At 56.3% G+C, this 19,376-nt stretch carries 16 protein-coding genes; 11 read left to right on the top strand and 5 right to left on the bottom strand.

All coding sequences use genetic code 11. The annotated features are described in order from the left end of the window. Positions 1–265: 265 nt before the first annotated feature. The 4 genes from OKX01_RS15295 to OKX01_RS15280 are packed head-to-tail and all read left to right on the top strand — an operon-like array spanning position 266 to position 5,207. The gene (locus tag OKX01_RS15295) at positions 266–2,311 is read left to right on the top strand and encodes a TonB-dependent receptor plug domain-containing protein (RefSeq protein ID WP_234354337.1); all 2,046 of its coding nucleotides are present in this window, start codon (positions 266–268) and stop codon (positions 2,309–2,311) included. 39 nt (positions 2,312–2,350) lie between these two features. Continuing rightward, on the top strand, positions 2,351–3,430 hold the full coding sequence (locus OKX01_RS15290) for an ABC transporter substrate-binding protein (RefSeq protein WP_264672027.1): 1,080 nt from the start codon (positions 2,351–2,353) through the stop codon (positions 3,428–3,430). Next, positions 3,427–4,443 carry a FecCD family ABC transporter permease gene (locus tag OKX01_RS15285; RefSeq protein ID WP_094197648.1) on the top strand — a complete coding sequence of 339 codons (1,017 nt, stop codon included), beginning with the start codon at positions 3,427–3,429 and terminating at the stop codon, positions 4,441–4,443. The genes OKX01_RS15290 and OKX01_RS15285 overlap by 4 nt, the downstream gene beginning before the upstream one ends. After that, entirely contained in the window at positions 4,440–5,207 is a 768-nt protein-coding gene (locus tag OKX01_RS15280) for an ABC transporter ATP-binding protein (protein ID WP_121739538.1), read from the top strand. Before OKX01_RS15285 ends, OKX01_RS15280 begins: the two co-directional genes overlap by 4 nt. 15 nt (positions 5,208–5,222) lie before the next feature. On the opposite strand, the gene OKX01_RS15275 is transcribed toward OKX01_RS15280, so the two are convergent. After that, entirely contained in the window at positions 5,223–5,783 is a 561-nt protein-coding gene (locus OKX01_RS15275) for a MarR family winged helix-turn-helix transcriptional regulator (RefSeq protein ID WP_094197646.1), read from the bottom strand. Positions 5,784–6,073: 290 nt separating this feature from the next. Between OKX01_RS15275 and OKX01_RS15270 the strand changes: the two genes are divergently transcribed. The 4 genes from OKX01_RS15270 (at position 6,074) to OKX01_RS15255 (ending at position 9,615) form a co-directional block, all read left to right on the top strand. Beyond that, positions 6,074–7,045: an amidohydrolase family protein gene (locus OKX01_RS15270; protein WP_094197645.1), complete on the top strand. Its 972-nt coding sequence runs from the start codon at positions 6,074–6,076 to the stop codon at positions 7,043–7,045. A gap of 2 nt (positions 7,046–7,047) precedes the next feature. Continuing rightward, entirely contained in the window at positions 7,048–7,872 is an 825-nt protein-coding gene (locus OKX01_RS15265) for an alpha/beta fold hydrolase (protein ID WP_094197644.1), read from the top strand. 80 nt (positions 7,873–7,952) lie between these two features. Beyond that, the gene (locus OKX01_RS15260; protein WP_094197643.1) at positions 7,953–9,005 is read left to right on the top strand and encodes a 2,5-dihydroxypyridine 5,6-dioxygenase; all 1,053 of its coding nucleotides are present in this window, start codon (positions 7,953–7,955) and stop codon (positions 9,003–9,005) included. Next, positions 8,992–9,615: an N-carbamoylsarcosine amidohydrolase gene (locus tag OKX01_RS15255; RefSeq protein WP_222668715.1), complete on the top strand. Its 624-nt coding sequence runs from the start codon at positions 8,992–8,994 to the stop codon at positions 9,613–9,615. The genes OKX01_RS15260 and OKX01_RS15255 overlap by 14 nt, the downstream gene beginning before the upstream one ends. A gap of 1,513 nt (positions 9,616–11,128) precedes the next feature. On the opposite strand, the gene OKX01_RS15250 is transcribed toward OKX01_RS15255, so the two are convergent. From OKX01_RS15250 to OKX01_RS15235, 4 genes are all read right to left on the bottom strand, one after another. Continuing rightward, entirely contained in the window at positions 11,129–11,647 is a 519-nt protein-coding gene (locus OKX01_RS15250) for an aromatic-ring-hydroxylating dioxygenase subunit beta (protein ID WP_264672026.1), read from the bottom strand. A gap of 13 nt (positions 11,648–11,660) precedes the next feature. Continuing rightward, positions 11,661–12,950, bottom strand: a complete 1,290-nt coding sequence (locus OKX01_RS15245; protein ID WP_264672025.1) for an aromatic ring-hydroxylating dioxygenase subunit alpha — start codon at positions 12,948–12,950, stop codon at positions 11,661–11,663. 66 nt (positions 12,951–13,016) lie between these two features. Further along, a complete protein-coding gene (locus OKX01_RS15240) occupies positions 13,017–14,294 on the bottom strand; it encodes an NAD(P)/FAD-dependent oxidoreductase (protein WP_094197639.1) in 1,278 nt (425 codons plus the stop codon). Positions 14,295–14,323: 29 nt separating this feature from the next. Beyond that, on the bottom strand, positions 14,324–14,638 hold the full coding sequence (locus tag OKX01_RS15235) for a non-heme iron oxygenase ferredoxin subunit (RefSeq protein WP_094197638.1): 315 nt from the start codon (positions 14,636–14,638) through the stop codon (positions 14,324–14,326). 380 nt (positions 14,639–15,018) lie between these two features. Between OKX01_RS15235 and OKX01_RS15230 the strand changes: the two genes are divergently transcribed. Genes OKX01_RS15230 through OKX01_RS15220 form a run of 3 tightly spaced genes read left to right on the top strand, consistent with a single transcriptional unit; the run spans position 15,019 to position 19,376 of the window. Continuing rightward, the gene (locus OKX01_RS15230; protein ID WP_094197637.1) at positions 15,019–16,116 is read left to right on the top strand and encodes a TRAP transporter substrate-binding protein; all 1,098 of its coding nucleotides are present in this window, start codon (positions 15,019–15,021) and stop codon (positions 16,114–16,116) included. A gap of 24 nt (positions 16,117–16,140) precedes the next feature. Continuing rightward, the gene (locus OKX01_RS15225; RefSeq protein WP_230019238.1) at positions 16,141–18,543 is read left to right on the top strand and encodes a xanthine dehydrogenase family protein molybdopterin-binding subunit; all 2,403 of its coding nucleotides are present in this window, start codon (positions 16,141–16,143) and stop codon (positions 18,541–18,543) included. Further along, positions 18,540–19,376: an FAD binding domain-containing protein gene (locus OKX01_RS15220; protein ID WP_264672024.1), complete on the top strand. Its 837-nt coding sequence runs from the start codon at positions 18,540–18,542 to the stop codon at positions 19,374–19,376. Before OKX01_RS15225 ends, OKX01_RS15220 begins: the two co-directional genes overlap by 4 nt.

The following is a 19,376-nucleotide window of genomic DNA, read 5'->3' as shown; positions in this document are numbered from 1 at the left end:
CAGCATTTTGATAAAAATGCTCAGTGCAGCCGTATTGTTGGCGAGAAGTTGCAAATTGTGAAGACGGGAAAACCTGAACCTTAAAGTTTTTGCTTGCTTGTCATCTTTCGCTATATGCTCTACTATATAGCGGTGTTTTCGAAAGAACCATCACTCATCGCTCGATGATGGGTTCTATTTATGGGCCCTTTGGGGCCCATTTTTTTTGCGCCACCGTGTGGTGTTAATTCATAAACCAATTAGAAAGATCGAATAGGGAAGTGGAATGAGACATCCGTCCAACCGCGCCACAGCAGCGCGTCAGCAGTTTGTCTGTTTAGTACCGCGCGCCTTGGTCTTGAGCATGATGGGGGCTGTGGCCCTTAACCAAGCCCATGCTCAGGACAACAAGGACCGTGTGTTTCAACTGGGCAAAGTGGTTGTTCAATCCAGCTTGGATCGAGAGGCGCCTTTGGGTGAGAGCGCAGTCAGCCAGGAAAAAATGCAGGCTTTTGACTTGCGTAATGTCGGTGCGGCTGTCAGCGTGCAACCGGGTGTCACGGTTTCGGCAGGCGGTGCCCGTAATGAGCAAATGGTCTACGTGCGCGGCTTCGATTCGCGTCAGGTGCCCTTGTTCCTGGATGGTATTCCACAGTACGTGCCGTACGACGGCTATGTGGACTTTACTCGTTTCACCACCATGGATCTGAGTGAAATTCGCGTGGCCAAGGGTGCAGCCTCCTTACTGTATGGCCCCAATATTATGGGTGGTGCCATCAACCTGGTTACCCGCAAGCCGGTCAAAGCATTTGAGGGTGAGTTCCGTGCCGGTTACGCCACGGGCGATCAACGCTACAGCGCCTTGAACGTGGGTACCAATCAGGGTTCCTGGTACCTGCAGGCTGGTTTGTCCTGGTCGGGCGAACGTACCTTCCCCTTGGGCCGTGGCTTTGAAGATCAAAAAGCACGTCCTACCGATACGGGCGGCATGCGCAGCAATGCCTCGCAAATGGACAAGAAAGCGTCCTTCAAATTGGGTATCACTCCCAATGCGACGGATGAGTACGTGATCGGCTATGTGAATCAGAAAGGTCAGAAAGACAATCCGGTCTACACCGGCGTGAACGATGCCAAGCTGGGTAAACGCTACTGGCGCTGGCCCTACTGGGACAAGGAAAGTCTGTACTTTCTGAGCTCTACCCGGGTTGGCGAGAACAACACCATCAAGACACGTGTGTACGAGGATAAGTACAAAAATGGTCTGGATATGTATAGCGATGGCCAATACGCCACCCTGACTGGCCCGACCAGTGAATACACGGACCGCACGCGTGGCGCTGCTCTGGAGTGGGTCAATACGAGTCTGGATGATCACGAGCTGCACTTTGCCTTGCATTACAAGCAAGATCAGCACCGTGATCCCAAGTCATCGGGCACTGAACGCTACAAGGACGTGACCACTTCACTGGCCTTTGAGGATCGCATCGCTTTGGGCGATCAGTGGCAATTGCGTGTGGGCGCCAGTCATGAGCGTCGCAAAGCCAAAGAAGCGCACAATTTTGAAACTGGCGATACCGACGCCACTAACGGTTTGCTGGAGCTGGGCTACGACTGGAGCCAGGCCATGCAGGTCTACGGCAGTGTGGCCTACAAGACTCGTTTTCCTACGATTAAAGACCGTTACTCCAGTCGTATGGGTTACGCCCAACCCAACCCGGATCTGAAACCGGAGCACGCCATTCACTATGAACTGGGCTTGCGTGGTCAACCTTGGCAGGGGGCGCAACTGGAATCGGCTCTGTTCCTGAGCCAGGTGCGCGACATGATTCAAAGCACCGTTATCCAGGCACCAGGCTGCGACAAGTACCGCCCAGTGGGTTTTTGTGATCAGGCCACCAACGTGGGCAAGGCCCGTCAAATGGGTCTGGAACTGTCCTTGCAGCAGGAGTTTTCTGCTCACTGGTCCGCTGGCTTGGCCTATACGTATTTGAACCGTCGCAATCAGTCTGATCCAGACGTCAAACTGGTGGACACGCCCAATCACCGTCTGTTCGCTCACCTGAGCTGGAAGCCTAATGCACAGTGGGAAGTGATGGGTTCGGTGGAAACTGAAAGTGGCCGTTACTACTCCTACGCGAACAACAAGGGTGACCAGATTTACGAAAAAACCCCCGGCTTTGCCTTGCTGGGTTTGAAGGGGATCTGGCGTCCTAACTCGGATATCACCCTGGAAGCCGGTGTGCGTAATCTGGGTGACAAGCTGTACCAATATAAAGAAGGCTACCCCATGCCCGGACGCGTTTGGTTTGTGGGTGGAAGCTATCGTTTCTAAAGCAGTGCTGTTATTGGCAGAAAAAGGGGGAAGGCCGGGATGAAGCGTCGTGACATAGTACGTGCCTTGGCGGCACTGCCGCTTGTGGCGCCTTCTGCCCGTTTGCAGGCCCGGTCTGAGCAGGCCGGGACCAGCACCACGATCAGTCTGCCTGTCAGCGTGGCGGGTCAACTGCCCGATCCGGCCTACGTAGGCCGAGTGGTGGCCGCTGGTCCGCCCGCTTCGGTACTGGTGTATTGCCTGGCCCCTCATACGCTTTTAGGGTGGCCTTTTCAATTGGCTCCGGCTGCGCGCAGCATGATGGATGCCGCTGGTTTTTCTTTGCCTTATCTGGGCCGTTTGGCCGGTCGGGGCAGTACCTTGTCCCTGGAAAGCCTGCTGGCCTTAAAACCCGATATGGTGCTGGATATAGGCGATGTGAATCCTTATTACGAGTCGGCTGCCAAGTCCGTGCAAGAGCAGACGGGCGTGCCTTATGTCTTGCTGGATGGTCGTTTGAACGACAGCCCAGCGCAGTTGCGTCAGGCCGGGCAGATTCTGGGGCAAGCCGAGCGCGGCCAGCAATTGGCCTTGCGCGCTCAAGCCATTTTAGACAGCGCACATCAAGCCGCCAGCTCCCGAGCCAAGGGCTTGAAAGCCTATTTGGCACGCGGTAATGATGGCCTGGAAACTGGTATGGGTCAGTCCATTCATACCGAGGTGCTGCGGCTTTGCGGCCTGACGGTCATGGGTGACGAGAAAACCGATAATCGTCTGGGCCGTATTTCCTACGAACAATTATTGGCCTGGGACCCGGACATTCTGTTTGCCCAGGACGACGTTTTCTTTGAATTGGCGCGTACCCAAGCTCCCTGGAATCAGCTCAAGGCGGTGCGAGAAGGGCGTTTGTACCGTGTGCCTGCTTTACCTTTTGGCTGGCTGGATGGCCCGCCGGGAATCAATCGCTTAGCTGGTGTGATCTGGTTGAATGCCTTGTTGGAAGGCAGTGCTGCCGTGCCGCGCATGTATTCAGAGTTGCAGGCGTTCTACTCGGCCTTTTATGGCATGTCTTTGGGCAGCGGGCAGATCAAGCGACTGGTGCAAGGGCTGGACCCTTTGGGTTCAACGCAAAATTCATGAAGCTGGGTTTGCCCTACGGGCTGTTGCTGCTTTTTCTGGGACTGATTCTGGCCGTCCTTGTGGTGTTTGCGCTGGGGCAGGGGGCTTACCCTTTGTCGGGGCCGGATGTACTGCGAGCTTTAGCGGCTGGTTTTTCAAGTGACCCGGATACCTCGCAAAGTCAGGCGGTACGCGTTGTCTGGGATTTACGCTTGCCGCGTATTGCTGCGGCTTTGCTGGTGGGGGCGGCGCTCTCAACGGCAGGCGCGGCGTATCAGACCATGTTCCGCAATCCCCTGGTGTCACCCGATATTCTGGGGGTGTCCTCGGGCGCAGGTCTGGGGGCGATTCTGGCCATCTACTTGAACTTCTCCTTGTTTGGCGTGCAGATGGCGGCCTTTGTGGGCGGTTTGCTGGCGGTGGGCATTGTCTTGAGTCTGGCACGCATGCTGCGTCATCATCCACCTGTCCTGATTTTGGTCCTGGCCGGGATGGCAGTTGGCACCTTGCTCGGCGCAGCCTTATCGCTTATCAAAATTCTGGCCGACCCTTATTCCCAATTGCCCTCCATGACCTTTTGGCTGCTGGGCGGCTTAAGCGCGGTGCGCTCCTACGAAGTCTGGCCCGCTGCGTTGATGGTATCGGCCTGCATTATCCCGGTTTGGCTTTTGCGTTGGCGTATCAATGTCCTGGCTCTGCAAGATGACGAGGCCCGTTCCCTGGGCATGCCCGTCTCTGCCTTGCGTTGTTTGCTGATTGTTTGCGCCACCTTGATGACGGCGGTATGTGTGGCCTTGGCGGGCATCATAGGCTGGGTCGGTTTGTTGATTCCGCACGCGGCTCGTTTATTGGTCGGCCCGGATTTCTCCCGTCTATTGCCTGTCTGCTTGTTAGTGGGCGCCGCCTTTCTGTTGTTAACCGATACCTTGGCGCGCAGCATAGGCACGCTGGAATTGCCCTTGGGTGTGTTGACGGCTCTGGTAGGGGCTCCCGGCTTCTTGTTGTTGCTGGCTCGTGGTGCGAGGCAGCGATGAGCGAACAAGGCTTGGAAGCAATTGAGCTGGCCGTGGGCTATGGGCGCAAGCAAGTCGCCAGCAATGTGAACCTGCGTGTACAGACCGGGCAGGTCGTCTGTTTACTCGGCCCCAATGGCAGCGGTAAGTCCACTTTGCTGCGTACCTTGCTGGGCCTGCAGCCGCCTTTAGGAGGACAGGTGAAGGTGCAGGGCAAGCCCTTGGAACAGTGGCGTGCGCGTGCCTTGGCCAGGCAACTGGCCTATGTACCGCAAGCGCAGGACTCTGCCTTTGCTTTCACGGTAGAGCAGTGGGTCTTGCTGGGCTGTGCCAGTGAGTTGGCCTGGTATAGCCAACCACGGGCAGCCGACCGGCAATGGGTGGGCGTTTGCCTGGAGCGTTTAGGTATCGGGCAACTGGCTCAAAAACGTATTGATCAGATCAGCGGAGGGGAGCGTCAACTGTGTGTGATTGCACGTGCCTTGGCGCAGCGTTCACAGTTTCTGATTATGGACGAGCCTGCCTCCAGCCTGGACTTTGCGAATCAATTGCGCGTGCTCGATCAAGTCTCGCATTTGCGCCAGGAGGGCCTGGGTGTGCTCTTGTGTACGCATCAACCTGAACATGCGGCCCGCGTGGCGGACTGGGTGATCTTGTACCGCGATGGGGGCATATTGGCGCAGGGCCAGCCCTGCGACATGCTCAGTCAGGCCCGTTTGCGCCAGCTGTATCAACTACCAGCGCATGCTTTTGAACTACCGGATTGGTATGCGCGAGGGGGCTGATACCCCCCGAACTGGTCACATGTTTTTCAGGGCAGCACGGCCATATTGGTTGTTGTGCTCCACCACGCGGGTCAGCATGGACATAAAGGTTTGACGCTGCTTGGCGGTTAGCGGGTCCAGCAATCGTTCCTGGGCGCGGTTCATGCCACTACTGATTTCCTGCATGGCTGCCAGACCGGCTTCGGTGATGTAGGTCTGGCGAGAGCGGCGGTCGTCGGGGTTGATACGACGACCCAGCAACCCTTTTTCCTCCAGCCTGCGGATGACATCGGCCGAGGTGGTGCGATCCAGCCCCAGCTCGTAGCCGATCGTGGTTTGATCCAGCCAGGGTGAACCCATCAACACAGACAGGACACCGTGCTGAACCGGGGTCAGGTCACTTTTGCATTCCTCGTAAAACATGGCGTAGTGAATCTGGTTAAGACGGCGAACCAGAAAACCGGGCCGTGACCACAGTTTGTGTCGATACAGCTCGGCATTTTCTTCTTCCACTGGACCCAGGATGTCGGCCTCGTCGGCTTCCAGTCGTTCTTCTTGCTTTAGCTCGGCGTGATTCTTCATGGATAAGTCAGTCATCGATTGAGTGGCTTTCAGCCTGTTGCCAAAAGGGCAGCACACTGAAAGCGGGACGACCTGCAAAGGGTACGGCAGCAAGGTCGGCGTCTACAAGGAAAGCAGGGCTACGCTAGCGTGAACAGAAGCCCCGATTTCTGATTTGTAGTCTTGTCTACAGGCGCTGTCCACGCCCCAAAGTATATGTGATTTCCCGACTTGCTGAAAACAATAATAATCAGCATACTGATAGATATTGTTGGGGGGTCAAACGATTGACCTTATGTAAATCAATAATTTAGGGAAAATTTACGGTGAAACGTATTAAAAAAATAGCACTGGAGGAGCACTTCAACGCCGTTGGCTTTGAGGATTATTCCAAGGCCTTTGTCAAACACATTGACAGCGCCGACGCACGTGAACTGATGGCTCGTTTGCATGACTTCGACGCGCAGCGTCTAGAGGTAATGGACCGTGCCGGTATCGAGTACGTCGTGCTGTCGCAGACTGGCCCTGGGGTACAGGTGGAAAAAGATGTGTCCGTCGCGATCGAGCGCGCGCGTCAGAACAACGATTTCCTGGCGCAGCAAATTGCACACCATCCCGATCGCCTGGGCGGCTTTGCTACCTTGCCCATGCAGGACCCGGCTGCCGCCGCGCAGGAGTTGACGCGCGCTGTGCAGGATCTGGGTTTGAAAGGCGCTTTGGTCAACGGTCACACGCATGGCGTGTACTACGATGGCCGCGAATACGATGCCTTCTGGGAAACCGTGCAGAAGCTGGATGTGCCGTTCTATCTGCATCCTTTTGATGCCTACGAAATGCCACACGCTTACACAGGCCACCCGGAGCTGGTGGGGGCGACCTGGGGCTGGGGTGTAGAAACCGGCACCCACGCGCTGCGCATGTTGTTCGGTGGTGTGTTTGACCGTTGCCCGGAAGTGAAGCTGGTGCTGGGTCATATGGGTGAAGGCCTGCCATTCCAGCGTTGGCGCTACGACAGCCGTTTTGCGGTCTACCCGCACGGTGTCACCTTAAAGCGCAAGCCGTCCGAGTACATCGGCAGCAATATTCTGATCACCACTTCGGGGGTCTGTTCCGCACCGACGCTGATGGGCGCAATTGGTGAAATGGGTGCCGAAGCCGTGTTGTTCTCGGTGGACTACCCTTATGAATCCACGGAACTGGCTGCTGATTTCATCGAAGCAGCGCCTATGGATGACAAGACACGCGAGCTGGTGTGCTACGGCAACGCGGCCCGTCTGTTCAAGCTGGACCGGAGCTAAGCATGAGCACATTTTTGTATGGCGCTCATGTGCACGCCAATGGTATTCGTCAGCATTACCTGCGCTACGGCGGTTCCAGCCAGGGCCGCGATCAGCGTCCTGCCGTCATCATCGTGCCTGGCATTACCAGCCCGGCGGTGACCTGGGGCTTTGTGGGTGAGCAGTTCGGCAAGCACTTTGACACCTACATTCAGGACGTGCGTGGTCGCGGTTTGAGTGAAGCCGCCGAGGGCATGGATTACAGCCTGGATGCACAGGCCGATGATTTGATCGCCCTGGCTCAAGCCTTGGGTCTTAAAGACTACATCGTGGTCGGTCACTCCATGGGTGCCCGCATTGGTTTGCGTGCGGCTCACAAGAACAGCGATGGTCTGAACCGTCTGGTGATGGTTGATCCGCCGGTCTCCGGCCCAGATCGTCGTGCCTATCCCTCCAAGTTGCCCTGGTACGTGGATTCCATGGCCATGGCTCGCAAAGGCTGCACCGCAGAAGACATGCGTGCCTTTTGCCCGACCTGGACCGAAGAGCAATTGCAATTGCGTGCCCAGTGGCTGCACACCTGCCACGAGCCTGCGATTCTGGCCAGTTTTGAAGGTTTCCACACCGACGATATTCACGTCGACTTCCCGCATTTGAAGGTGCCTGCCTTGCTGATGACCGCCGAGCGTGGCGATGTAGTGCGTGATGAGGATGTGGCCGAGATTCAGCAACTGGCCTCTGGCGTGCAGCACGTTCGCGTGCCGAACGCCGGTCACATGATTCCTTGGGACAACGAAGCCGGATTTTACGAAGCCTTCGGTGACTTTCTGGGCCAGCGCTTGGTGTGATGTTAAAGGGCCGCTACGGTGGCCCGTCGTGATGCAGAGGTTCCGCGTCAGTGCCGGAACCTCTCACAAGGAGAGACAAAATGGCAGTGAGTGATTATCAACTTATCGAAGCATGGCAAGAGGTGCTGCGCCTGTCCAAGCTGCAAGCGGGTCAAACCGTGACCTTGCTGACTAGCTCGACCACGCACCCCCAGACCATGCAGTGCGCGCAGATTGCCGCTCAGTCCATGGGCGCGATTGTCAATCGTCTGGACTTGTTGCCGGTCAACGCGGAAAAAGCCTTGAGCCGGGACTCGCTGGCGTATTTGGGAACGACCCCGCTGACGGGCAACGAAGCGGCGATCGCCGCCTTGAAGGCCAGCGATCTGGTGCTGGATTTGATGACCCTGTTGTTCTCGCCCGAGCAGATCGACATTTTGAAGTCGGGTACCAAGATCCTTTTGGCGGTGGAGCCACCCGAAATTCTGGTTCGTACCGTGCCAACGGAAGCAGATCGCGCACGCGTGACAGCGGCGGCAGCCTTGATCAAGGCCGCCAAGGAAATGAGCATTACCTCGCCTGCTGGTACTAATCTGCGTTGCCCACTGGGTGAATTCCCGGCGATTCGTGAATACGGTTTTGTGGATGAACCCGGTCGTTGGGATCACTGGCCTAGCGGTTTTGTGCTGACCTGGCCCAATGAGTTGGGCACCAACGGCACCATCGTGATCGACAAGGGCGACATTCTGTTGCCACAAAAGAAATACTCGACTGAGCAGATCATTCTGACCGTGGAAAACGGCTACGCCACCAAGATTGAAGGTGGTATTGAAGCCGAACTGCTGGACGAATATATGAAGACTTTCAACGATCCCGAGGGTTACGCGATTTCGCATATCGGCTGGGGTCTGCAACCGCGTTGTCATTGGTCCACGCTGGGTCTGTACTCGCGTGAGAACACGATTGGTATGGATGCTCGTGCCTTCGAGGGTAACTTCCTGTTCTCCCTGGGGCCGAACAACGAGGCAGGCGGCAATCGCACGACGGCCTGCCACATTGATATTCCTTTGCGACATTGCACGGTCAGCCTGGATGGCCGCGCCGTCGTGCGTGATGGCAAAGTACTGGACGGAGGCGTTGGTGAGTACGAATGAGGGAGCGGTTTACGCTCAACAAGGGTTTGGGTCGACGCTGGAGCCTAAGGCTCCGTATGGCTTGTTGATTATTGATCTGGTGAATGGTTTTGCTGACCCGGCGGTGTTTGGTGGTGGCAATATCCCTGAAGCCATCGAGAACACGCAGACCTTGCTGGCAACGGCGCGTGAACAGGGCTGGCCAGTGGCGCACACTCGTATCGTGTATGCCGATGATGGTGCAGATAACAACATTTTCAGCATTAAGGTCCCCGGCATGCTGGGTCTGACCGAAGATGCGCATAACAGCCACATCGTGCCGGAGCTGGCACCGGCTCCAGGTGAGTTTGTGGTTCGCAAGAACGTGCCGTCGGCTTTCTTTGGTACGCCCTTGGCGGCGTGGCTGACGCAACGTGGTGTGCAAACACTGCTGGTCGCCGGTGCGGTTACCAGCGGTTGCGTACGTTCCAGCGTGGTTGATGCGATGCAATTGGGCTTCCGCCCCTTGGTGGTGTCGGACTGCGTGGGTGACCGTGCAATTGGCCCGCATGAGGCCAACTTGTTCGATATGCGTCAGAAGTACGCCACCGTGGCAACGCGGGAAGAGGCGATGAAGTTGATTGGTCTTTAAAGCGATTCAAGCTCTTGAATTTTTGGGAAGAACGATGTGTTTCATCATGGCCTGGATGGGCGTCCGTGCTTGATGGACATGATTCGTCGTTAACAAGTCTGTTTTGATAGCCTTGTGATTGAGTATCGGTGGTCTGCCGCTTGGGGGCGGGCTATCGGACCTTTGCCCCTGGGAGCCGTATGGCTCTCGGGGTTTTTTTTATTTCTGGCAGCTTCGTGGGTTTGCAAGGATTGCGGTGTCAGGGCTTTCTTCTGGACGTGCCGTTTGGGCTTTGTGTGAGGGCGGTGAATAGTTTTCTTGTGCGGCCCGGGTTCGGCTTGTCTTGGCGGGTCCCTTGCCCACGCTGCGCGTGGGTGCCCTTGTCAGAGTGCCGGGGCGGGCGGGTCGTGAACTCGGAGCGCGGTTTGTCCTCCCGGACAAACCGCAAGCGTGCTCCTCAAACAGCACGCCCTTTGCATCCCGCCCCAGCACTCTGCCGGCGGCAAGAGCCCTGACTCGCCCGTCAAGCCGAACCCGGGCCCCACAAGAAAACAAGCAACACGGGTTAAAGCCCAAACGGCACTTGCAGAGGTGGGATGAAAGGCGAGGGCTCAGATTGGAGGGTTTGAGAAAGGAAGGGAAAGGGATGGGGTTTGCTTTGGTTGAGGCTGAATGTTCTCGGGGTTTTGGGGTATCAGTTTAGATGTGGTTTTTTTAATTGTTCTTTTGTGTTTAGAGGGAAAGTGAAACGAAAAGTGGCAGTGGAGTGTGTGTTTAGAGATCCCGTGAATGAGTAGAGTTCTTGGTGTGCTATCAGGACAGGGCACGGAGTAAATCAGCAAGTTAGTTCTGCTTTCGGTTGTGGAGTTGTTGATGTGACGAAGCTGATTTAGAGAATGCAAAAGAGCAAGACGATAGGGTTTCAGGGAACGTAGAAGAGTAGAGCGATAGGCGCTTAGGAAACGCAGAAGAGCAAGGAAAGAGGCCCTGTCTGTTCAAAAAGTCAGTAAGTGCTTGGTAGATAAAAAGCCATTGTGAGCCGTTTAGTCAGCCTGCTGGGGTGTAGGGGCGGATCAGAGTACTTGCCGCGGGCAGGAGATAGCGTAGGGGTGCAAGCATCCTGCTGTTTGAGCCGGACGCTTGTACTTGGCCCGGGGGACCAAGTACCCGGCGAGTTCAGGATGCGCCCGTAGCTATCTCCTGACAAGGGCACCGGTGCGCAGCACCGGCAAGTGCTCAGCCCAACACCCCAGCAGATTGACTGAATGGCGTTTTCACAGAGACTTCCTTTACTCCCCACCCTGACTAATCTGAATTCCTCCAGGCCTTATAGGCCCCCCAAGCCTGCGCTACCAGCCCTAAGGTCTCATATCTCTGACATTGCGCCAGACATAAGCCCTCTGCCCAATAAATAAGAAAAAAAAGCACCCCTCAACAAAGAAGGGTGCTCAAAGGAATCAGAAGACCTTCTGACTCAAGTGGCTCGGAAACAGCACACAAAAAACAGTTTTAAAATCAGATGCAAACCACGGACTTATACCGGGAACACCAGATCGTTCGCCAGGATGGACGTATCAAAAATCACCTGACGCTCCTTGAGCATCAAACGACCCTCCATACGCGTGAACGTATCAAAATAATTACCCACCAGATGCACAGTAGAAGGCCCTTCCACCAAGGTCTGCATCAGCATGAAATTACCCTCGGCCTCAATGTCACCATTGTCCGCCTCGCAGATCACACGAACATCCGTGACCAGATGCAGTATGTAGCGCGGGGCATACATCTGCGTGCGGGCAATAGCCACCGCACGATCGTGCATCATGTCGCGCCCTTCGGCATAGACCAGGCCCACTGGCAAATTCAGATCCGCGTTTTCGCGTGAAGTAACCCGGTAAACCGCGTCCTCCACAAAAAACAGGGGCCAGTCCTCAACATTGCCACGATCCAACGTGGCACAGTACTCGGCATTGAAAAGCTCAATTTCCGCCTTCAACGCCAAAGCACGCTCAACAGAAACCTGGGCGGGTTTGAAAGAAAAATCCATTTTCATAAGTCAGCTCGTCTTACAGATCCATCACTTGGCGGTAGTACTGGTACATGGAGCGAATAGCCGCTTCCGAGATCAGCGTATTGGACGTACCCAGCTTGCTCTCATCCAGCTTGATGATGTTCACCTCGCTGCTGGAACGACGTACCCCTTCCTGTACAAACTTCATGGCCTCGTTGTCTTCCAGACCCAGGAAACCGGCAGGGCCCATCAGGTTGCCCTGACGCAGACGGTGACGAGTCATCTCCTCGGTATCGTCTTCATAGCCAAACATGGTCCATTGCATGATCAGGCTGTTCGGGCCATTGGGCACAATCTGACGCACACCCAAGGTATTCATCTCGCGCTGAACAATCAGGTTGGGCCAGATCGTTTGCATGGTGACCGACCAAGGCGAATCAAACTCTTTGATGTAGTCCAGGAAACGCTCATCGCGCAAACGCATATCGTCCACAAAGGAACGCATTTCCTTCTTGTTGTCCTCGCTGACCTCGGCATACTTGTCCTCGGACTTGGCCGAGGCCATATAGCCGTGACGACCGTGCACAGGGTCCACATACATTTGCGACTTGTTGCCTGCAACCAGTAAACCAAATACCACCAGGAAAGAATGCAGCAAGGTTGCGTGGTAGGGATCCTTCAGGTTCTCGTGATACATCTTCCAGTTGCAAGGCAACTCGTTACGGTAGTAACCCAGAATCTTCAGTTTTTTGCCGGGGAAAATAGCCTCGAAATCCTTCAGGATTTCAGGCGTCAGGTATTCCGTAATCGGTTCGACCTGGTCGCTGTAGGACGCAAAAATCACGCCATTGTGCGTGGTCACATGCAGTTTTTTCAGGCCATGTTCGGAGTTCTTGAAGCTGCGCGGCATGCCGCCTTCTTTATTCGCACCGCGCTTGAAAGGAATCCCTTGCAGATCACCCTTCAGGCTGTAAGACCACTGGTGATACGGGCACACAAACTCATTGGTGTTGCCCTGGTTGTGGCGGCAGAACTCGGCGCCCCGGTGTGCACATCGGTTCTCAAACACGTTGATGTTGCCATCCTCTGCACGAGCCACCACCACCGGCGTGGAACCCACATATGAGCGCTTGTAGTCGCCCGAATCGGGGATCTCCGCTTCCAGGGCGACAAAGTTCCAGGTGTCACCGTGGAAAATGCGTTCCATCTCGCGGTTGTAGATGTCGTTGCTGGTGTAGACCCAATCCGGAATGGTGTTGAGCACATCCTCGGGCCAGGTGCATTGCTCGACAGGGCGGTCTTTGGACCCGACCGTCTGGCCTATCACCGTTTGCGTCTGATACATGGGGTTCTCCTCTGATAACTCTTTAATGATTCGTGATGACGAGGCGGCGCAGGCCGCTTCTCTTTCTTAGACTTGGGCCGTACGAGCGGCTTCTTTCACGTACTGGCGCAGTTTTGTTGTCGGGTCCAGCACGATGGCCGGATCGACAGGCAGGTTCTGTTCCATGACACCGCGTAAGGCGCGTAGATCTGCACCAGCATTGACGGCAATCGCGTGGCGCAGATGCTGGCCCTCGAATGCCAGCAACATGAAACTGATGGCATCGCCCTGGCTATCCATGACGCCGCGTACCTGATAGTGCAGATCCGGGCTGCCTTGGCCCAGCATCTGAATATTGCAACCGAGCACATCCGTCCAGAACCAGCTAATGGGTGCAGTAGGGGCATCCTGCCCGACAATGGCGTGGGCCACCTGACGGGCTTGCTCATTGGCGTTCTGCCAGGATTCGGTGCGCGTGCGCACGGCGGTGTCGGGGCAAATTTGTGTGGCGCAATCACCGGCGGCATAGATACCCGCCACACTGGTGCGACCCTGGCGATCCACAATAATCCCAGCCGTCATCTCGTCTACCGCAATGCCGCTGGCCCGGGCCAAGGCGGAGTTCGCAGTCAGACCGGCTGCCACAATAGCCAGATCGCCATTCAGGATCTGGCCATCATTCAGTTCCAACTGAACGGGATGCTCGTTCTGTGCCACAAAGTGAGCTTGGCGCACACCCTGACCCAGACGCACCGTGATGCCTTGTGACTCGAAACGCTCCAGCAACCATTGCGACAGCAGGGTAGGGGCGTTGCGCGCCAGCAGACGTTCATTCGCTTCAATGACAGTGACCTGTGCGCCGGTTTCGCTGGCGGTAGAGGCCAGTTCCAGACCCATGAAACCACCACCTATAACCAGGGTGCGCAAACCGGGATGCAGACGGGCTTGCAGGCTCAGGGCATCGTCCAGCGTGCGCAGATACAAGGCGTTGGCCTGGCTGGCGGGCAGCAGGGCCAGTTCGCGAGCCGCGCCGCCTGTGGCCAGCACGGCGTGCTCAAAGCGCCAGGTCTGGCCATTGCTCAATGTTGCCTGACGCTCGGTGCAATCCAGAGACAGCACGCGGGTGCCCAGCAAGAGTTCAATATGTTGTTCTTGATAGAACTCGGCTTTTTGCAAAAACACGCTGTCAGTGGTCGCGCTGGACTTGAGCACGTCTTTGGACAGTGGCGGACGTTCGTAGGGGAGATGAGTTTCGTCGCCTACCAAGGTAATGCTGCCGTTATAGCCCAGGCTGCGCAGTTCACGCGCCAGCACCGAAGCCGCTTGGCCAGCGCCGATGATCAATACGGAAGTGTGGTGTGCCATGATGTTGCGTCTCGTCAGCAGAAAAAAGCTCAGGCCTGGCTAAAGTCAGCCAGAATATCGCTGCCTTCAATACGCAGCGGATAGACCTTGATATCCACCGTGGCCGGGGCGTTCATGGCCTTGCCGGTTCGCAAACAGAACTTGGCCTGATGCAGGGGGCATTCCACACAACCGTCTTCCAGATAGCCGTCGGACAGCAGGGCATATTGGTGGGTACAGACGTTGTCGGTCAGGTAGAACTCGTCGTCCAGTTTGTGCAGGGCCAGTTTCTTGCCTTCCCACTCGATGGCCAGGGACTCTTCGTTGTCGATGGCATCGGTTTCGGAAATTTTTATCCAGTTCAAAGCTGTCTCCAGGTTGTGCTTTCAATTAGTCAGTATACTGTATAAATTATAAAATAAAATATCGTTTTTATAAGGGATTGCGCTAGTTTAGGTTTAAGCTATTGATGGTGCTTTCCTTTATCTCATCAAGGACATGCGTCAGTAGTTTCCCTGCTTGACCAAAAATTAATTAATCAGCACACTTACTATTATTGAGGCGGTGATTGTGAATTTTACAGCGTAGCAACACTGCTTTGAACGTCCGTCTGGCCCCTTGGGGGGACGGTTTGGCAAGGTTCAGACAGCAGTTGTCCGAGCATAAGGTCAGACTGGCGGGCAGCTACCCAGGCCCCTATCGAGCAAGGGGTGTCAATACACTAAAAAATACAAAGAGGTGAGTGATGGAGCGTCGTAGTTTTCTGCTGAAATCGGCAACGGCCGCAGGTGCAGGTCTGGCAGCGGTCGCTGCCCCTGCAATCGCACAAAGCAGCCCCACCGTGCGCTGGCGCATGTCCACCGGTTGGCCCAAAAGTCTGGACACTATTTACGGCTCGGCCGAAGCATTGTGCAAACGTGTCAGCGAACTGACCGAGGGCAAATTTGAAATTCGCGCGTTCCCCGGTGGTGAACTGGTGCCTTACGCGCAGAATATGGATGCCATCAGCAATGGCACTGTCGAATGTAACCACGTGCTCAGTACCGCTTTTGTGGGCAAGAACACCGCCGTGACCTTTGACACTGGCCTGTCTTTTGGTATGAACGCCCGTCAGCACAATTCCTGGATCCACTTCGGTGGCGGTCTGGAATTGCTGCGCGATATGTACAGCCAATACAACATCGTGAACTTTGTGGCCGGTAATGTGGGCGTGCAGATGGGGGGCTGGTTTCGCAAGGAAATCAAAGACCTGGAAAGCCTGCAAGGTCTGAAAATGCGTATTGGCGGTATTGGTGGCATGGTGCTGTCCAAACTGGGTGCCGTACCCCAGCAGATTCCCCCCAGCGATATTTACTCCTCGCTGGAAAAAGGCACGATTGATGCTGCCGAATGGATTGGCCCTTACGACGATGAAAGGCTGGGCTTGAACAAAGTCGCTCCTTTTTACTATTCCCCCGGTTGGTTTGAAGGCAGTGCATCCTTGACCTCCATGGTGAACAAAGAAGCCTGGGAAGCTCTGCCTGCCAATTTCAAGGCTGCTTTCGAGACTGCCTGTAACGAGCAGACCATGCTGAGCCTGGCCAAATACGATGCCTTGAATCCCAGTGCCTTGCGCAAGCTGGTGGCCGATGGTGCCAAGCTGCGTTACTTCCCCAAGGACGTCATGAAGGCCGCTTACGACAAGTCTCAGGAGCTGTGGAAGGAACTGTCGGAGAGCAACGCTGATTTTGCCAAGATCTATCCAGGCTGGAAGGCCTTCCAGGAGCAGGAGGCCAGTTGGTTCCGGGTTGCCGAAAGCGCCCTGGACAACTTCACCTTTAGCGAGTTGGGCAAGCGCAGTTAAGCAGCACATTATTAAGGTAGTGAAATGAGTCAGCACAGTCACCCGTCACGCCCGGGTGGCCAAGGAGTGGGTGCGCGTATCCTTCGCAAGGAGGATGCGCGCCATCTCAATGGCCAGGGCAACTTCATCGGAAACATGACCATGCCGGGGCTACAGGAAGTCGCCTTCTTGCGCAGCCCCATGGCGCATGCCCGCATCCGTCAGATCAATATTGAAGACAGCGCACGCGCACAGGTCATTACCCGCGCCGATATGCCGGACTGTCAGGATATTTACGCCGCGTCCACCTTGCCCAGCTATCAGGCCTCCAGCATGCCGCCGCTGGCCTCGGGCAGCGTGCGTTATGTGGGCGAACCGGTTGCCTTGGCCTTTGGTGAGAGCCGCGCCGTGGCCGAGGACGTTCTGGAGGAGATCGAAGCCCTGTATGACGAGCTGCCGGTTTATGGCAGTGTGCCGGCCTCGCTGGCCGCGCAGGGGGATCTGTTGCATGAAGGCTGGCAGGACAATGTGTTTGTGACCTTGCGCTCGGACGTGGCCTTTGAAGAGCACGCCGCCCGTGCTGACCGCGTAATCGAGCATTCTGTCAGCCTGTCGCGGCAGTGCATGTTGCCGATGGAAGGCAAGGCGGTGTTGGCCTATTGGGATTTTCAGGCTGATCAACTGGTGGTGTATTGCGGCAGTCAGATCCCACATATGCACCGTACCGGCATTGCCCAGTTTCTGGGTATGGATCAGGCTCAGGTGCGTGTGATTTCCCCCGATGTGGGCGGCGCCTTTGGTTATAAATGTGTGCTGCATCAGGAAGAGCTATGTGTGGCCTGGTTAGCCAAGACCTTCCGCAAGCCGTTCCGTTTCATGGAAGACCGTCGCGAGCACTTGATTGCGGGCGCGAATACCCGTGAACACCAGTACCGACTGAAAGCACACATCAGCAATGAAGGCCGCCTGCTGGCGCTGGACGCTGAAATTGATATTGATGGTGGCGCTTACTCCGTCTGGCCCTTTACCGTGGGTCTGGAAGTAGGCCAGGCCCTGGGCAACTTGCCCGGTCCGTACGATTTCCGTGGCTACCGTTGCCGCACACGCGGTGTGGGCACCAACAAGCCTGGCTTTATGCCGTATCGCGGCGTTGCCCGTACGGGTGTCTGCCTGGCCATTGAACAAATGATGGATCAGATCGCGTTGGCGGTCGGCAAGCCCTCCTGGGAAATTCGCTTGATGAATCTGGTGCAAGGCGAGCAAATGCCTTACATCAACGTGGCCAATAAGCATTACGACTCGGGTGATTATCCAGAAAGTTTGCGTCGCGCTTTAGCTGCGGTGGATGTGGATGCCGTGCTGGCTCGTCAGGCTAAGGGTGAGCCCGATGGTCGTTTGATTGGTTTGGGTGTGGCTTCCTATACCGAGCAGTCTGCACACGGCACGTCCGTGTTCGCCAGTTGGGGTACAGCGGTGATTCCTGGTTTCGATCAGGCGTTTGTACGCATGACCCCGGACGGCGGTCTGGAAGTGCGTGTGGGTGTGCACTCGCACGGTCAGGGCATGGAAACCTCGTTTGCCCAGATCGCCAGCGAAATTCTGGGTATTCCCGTGGCCAAGATCAAAGTGGTGCACGGTGATACGGGCCGCACGCCATTCTCCACCGGCACGTACGCCTCGCGCTCCCTGGTGATGTCGGGCGGTGCGGTATCCAAGGCCTGCAAAGAGCTGCTGCCACGCGTACGCAAGATTGCCGCGCATATGCTGAAAACGGATGTGGACCACATGCAGCACCAAGGCGATACCTTTAGTGCCGATGGCCGGCAGATCAGCATCGCCCAAGTGGCCGATGCCTGGTACATCAACCCGCAGCATTTGCCCGAGGATGTGGACCCGCAAGGTCTGGAACTGTCCGTCGGTTACAAGCCCAAAGTCGATACAGGCAGCTTCACCTACGCCAGCAATGCCGTGGTGGTGGCGGTTGATCCGAGTACCGGTGGCGTGGAAGTGCTCAAGTACGTGGTGGTGGAAGACTGCGGCATCATGATCAACCCCATGATTGTGGAAGGCCAGACGATTGGTGGGATTGCCCAGGGGATTGGCACCGCTTTGTATGAAGAAATGCCTTATGACGAGTTTGGCCAGCCGTTGGCATCGACCTTGGCCGATTATGTGATGCCCGGTGCCTGCGAAGTGCCCAATATTCATATCGAACACATGGAAAGCCCGTCGCCCAATACGGAGTTTGGTGCCAAGGGCATGGGCGAGGGCGGCGCAATTGCCCCTCCCGCTGCCATCATGTCGGCCATTAACAATGCCTTGCGCTCTACGGGAGCCCAGGTCTCGCATACGCCCGTGACGCCGCATCGACTGCTAAGCGCCATTCGCGCTGCCGCACAGCCCGTCAATCAACAAGATAAACAGCCCGTGTCGGAGGTTCAGGCATGAAGGCCGCCAAGTTTGAATACGAACAGGCCCAGAGCCTGCAACAGATCCAGGATGCCTATGGCAGCGACCCTTCAGCGCTGCGCCTGATGGGCGGCAGCCAGTCCCTGGGCCCCATGTTGAATTTGCGGCTGGTGCGTCCAGGTCGTGTGCTGGATGTATCGGCCGTGCCCGAGCTACGTCAGGTCACAGCCATTAAAGGACACGTGCGTATCGGCGCAGCCGTGACCCACGCTCAGATTGAAGATGGTATTTACGAATTGCTGCACGGTCACATGATGCAGAAAGTGGCGGGCCGCATTGCTTACCGGGGGGTACGCAATCGCGGCACTTTGGGTGGCAGCCTGGCCCATGCGGACCCGGCGGCAGACTGGGTGCTGACCTGCGTCGCTTTGGGCGCACGCATCAATGTGCGTGGAACCCAAGGCAGCCGCACTGTTCCCATGAGCGAATTCATGTTGGCCGCCTACACCACGGTGCTGGAAGCTGGTGAGTTTATTGAGTCTGTGGATGTGCCTGAGGTGTCCGGTTCGGCCCGCTGGGGTTACTACAAATTCACCCGCAAAGTGGGTGAATTTGCCGATGCCAGTTGTGCCTGTTACTTCGACCCGGCCACGCGCACGGCGCGCGTAGTGATTGGTGCCATGGAAGGTGCGCCGCGCTCCTTACCCGAGCTGGCCGTGAAAGTGGCTGCACAAGGGGCCGCCGTCCTGGAAGGGGACACGATTGAAGCGGCCCTGCAGCCGTATCTGGCACAACGGGACGAGGCCCATCAGGTGCTGTTCCGTACGGTCGTAGAGCGCAGCCTGAAGCAAGCGCTGGGCGTGAAAGGTTAA

The organism is Alcaligenes sp. SMD-FA (assembly GCF_025960365.1).
GTDB lineage: Bacteria > Pseudomonadota > Gammaproteobacteria > Burkholderiales > Burkholderiaceae_B > Alcaligenes > Alcaligenes aquatilis.
This window is presented reverse-complemented; position numbering and strand designations above follow the sequence as displayed.

What these genes read in the sequence shown, in the direction of transcription:
- OKX01_RS15295 (WP_234354337.1), top strand. Translation starts at nt 266, where the DNA reads ATGAGACATCCGTCCAACCGCGCCACAGCAGCGCGTCAGCAGTTTGTC.
- OKX01_RS15290 (WP_264672027.1), top strand. Translation starts at nt 2,351, where the DNA reads ATGAAGCGTCGTGACATAGTACGTGCCTTGGCGGCACTGCCGCTTGTG.
- OKX01_RS15285 (WP_094197648.1), top strand. Translation starts at nt 3,427, where the DNA reads ATGAAGCTGGGTTTGCCCTACGGGCTGTTGCTGCTTTTTCTGGGACTG.
- OKX01_RS15280 (WP_121739538.1), top strand. Translation starts at nt 4,440, where the DNA reads ATGAGCGAACAAGGCTTGGAAGCAATTGAGCTGGCCGTGGGCTATGGG.
- OKX01_RS15275 (WP_094197646.1), bottom strand. Translation starts at nt 5,783, where the DNA reads ATGACTGACTTATCCATGAAGAATCACGCCGAGCTAAAGCAAGAAGAA.
- OKX01_RS15265 (WP_094197644.1), top strand. Translation starts at nt 7,048, where the DNA reads ATGAGCACATTTTTGTATGGCGCTCATGTGCACGCCAATGGTATTCGT.
- OKX01_RS15260 (WP_094197643.1), top strand. Translation starts at nt 7,953, where the DNA reads ATGGCAGTGAGTGATTATCAACTTATCGAAGCATGGCAAGAGGTGCTG.
- OKX01_RS15250 (WP_264672026.1), bottom strand. Translation starts at nt 11,647, where the DNA reads ATGAAAATGGATTTTTCTTTCAAACCCGCCCAGGTTTCTGTTGAGCGT.
- OKX01_RS15245 (WP_264672025.1), bottom strand. Translation starts at nt 12,950, where the DNA reads ATGTATCAGACGCAAACGGTGATAGGCCAGACGGTCGGGTCCAAAGAC.
- OKX01_RS15240 (WP_094197639.1), bottom strand. Translation starts at nt 14,294, where the DNA reads ATGGCACACCACACTTCCGTATTGATCATCGGCGCTGGCCAAGCGGCT.
- OKX01_RS15230 (WP_094197637.1), top strand. Translation starts at nt 15,019, where the DNA reads ATGGAGCGTCGTAGTTTTCTGCTGAAATCGGCAACGGCCGCAGGTGCA.
- OKX01_RS15225 (WP_230019238.1), top strand. Translation starts at nt 16,141, where the DNA reads ATGAGTCAGCACAGTCACCCGTCACGCCCGGGTGGCCAAGGAGTGGGT.
- OKX01_RS15220 (WP_264672024.1), top strand. Translation starts at nt 18,540, where the DNA reads ATGAAGGCCGCCAAGTTTGAATACGAACAGGCCCAGAGCCTGCAACAG.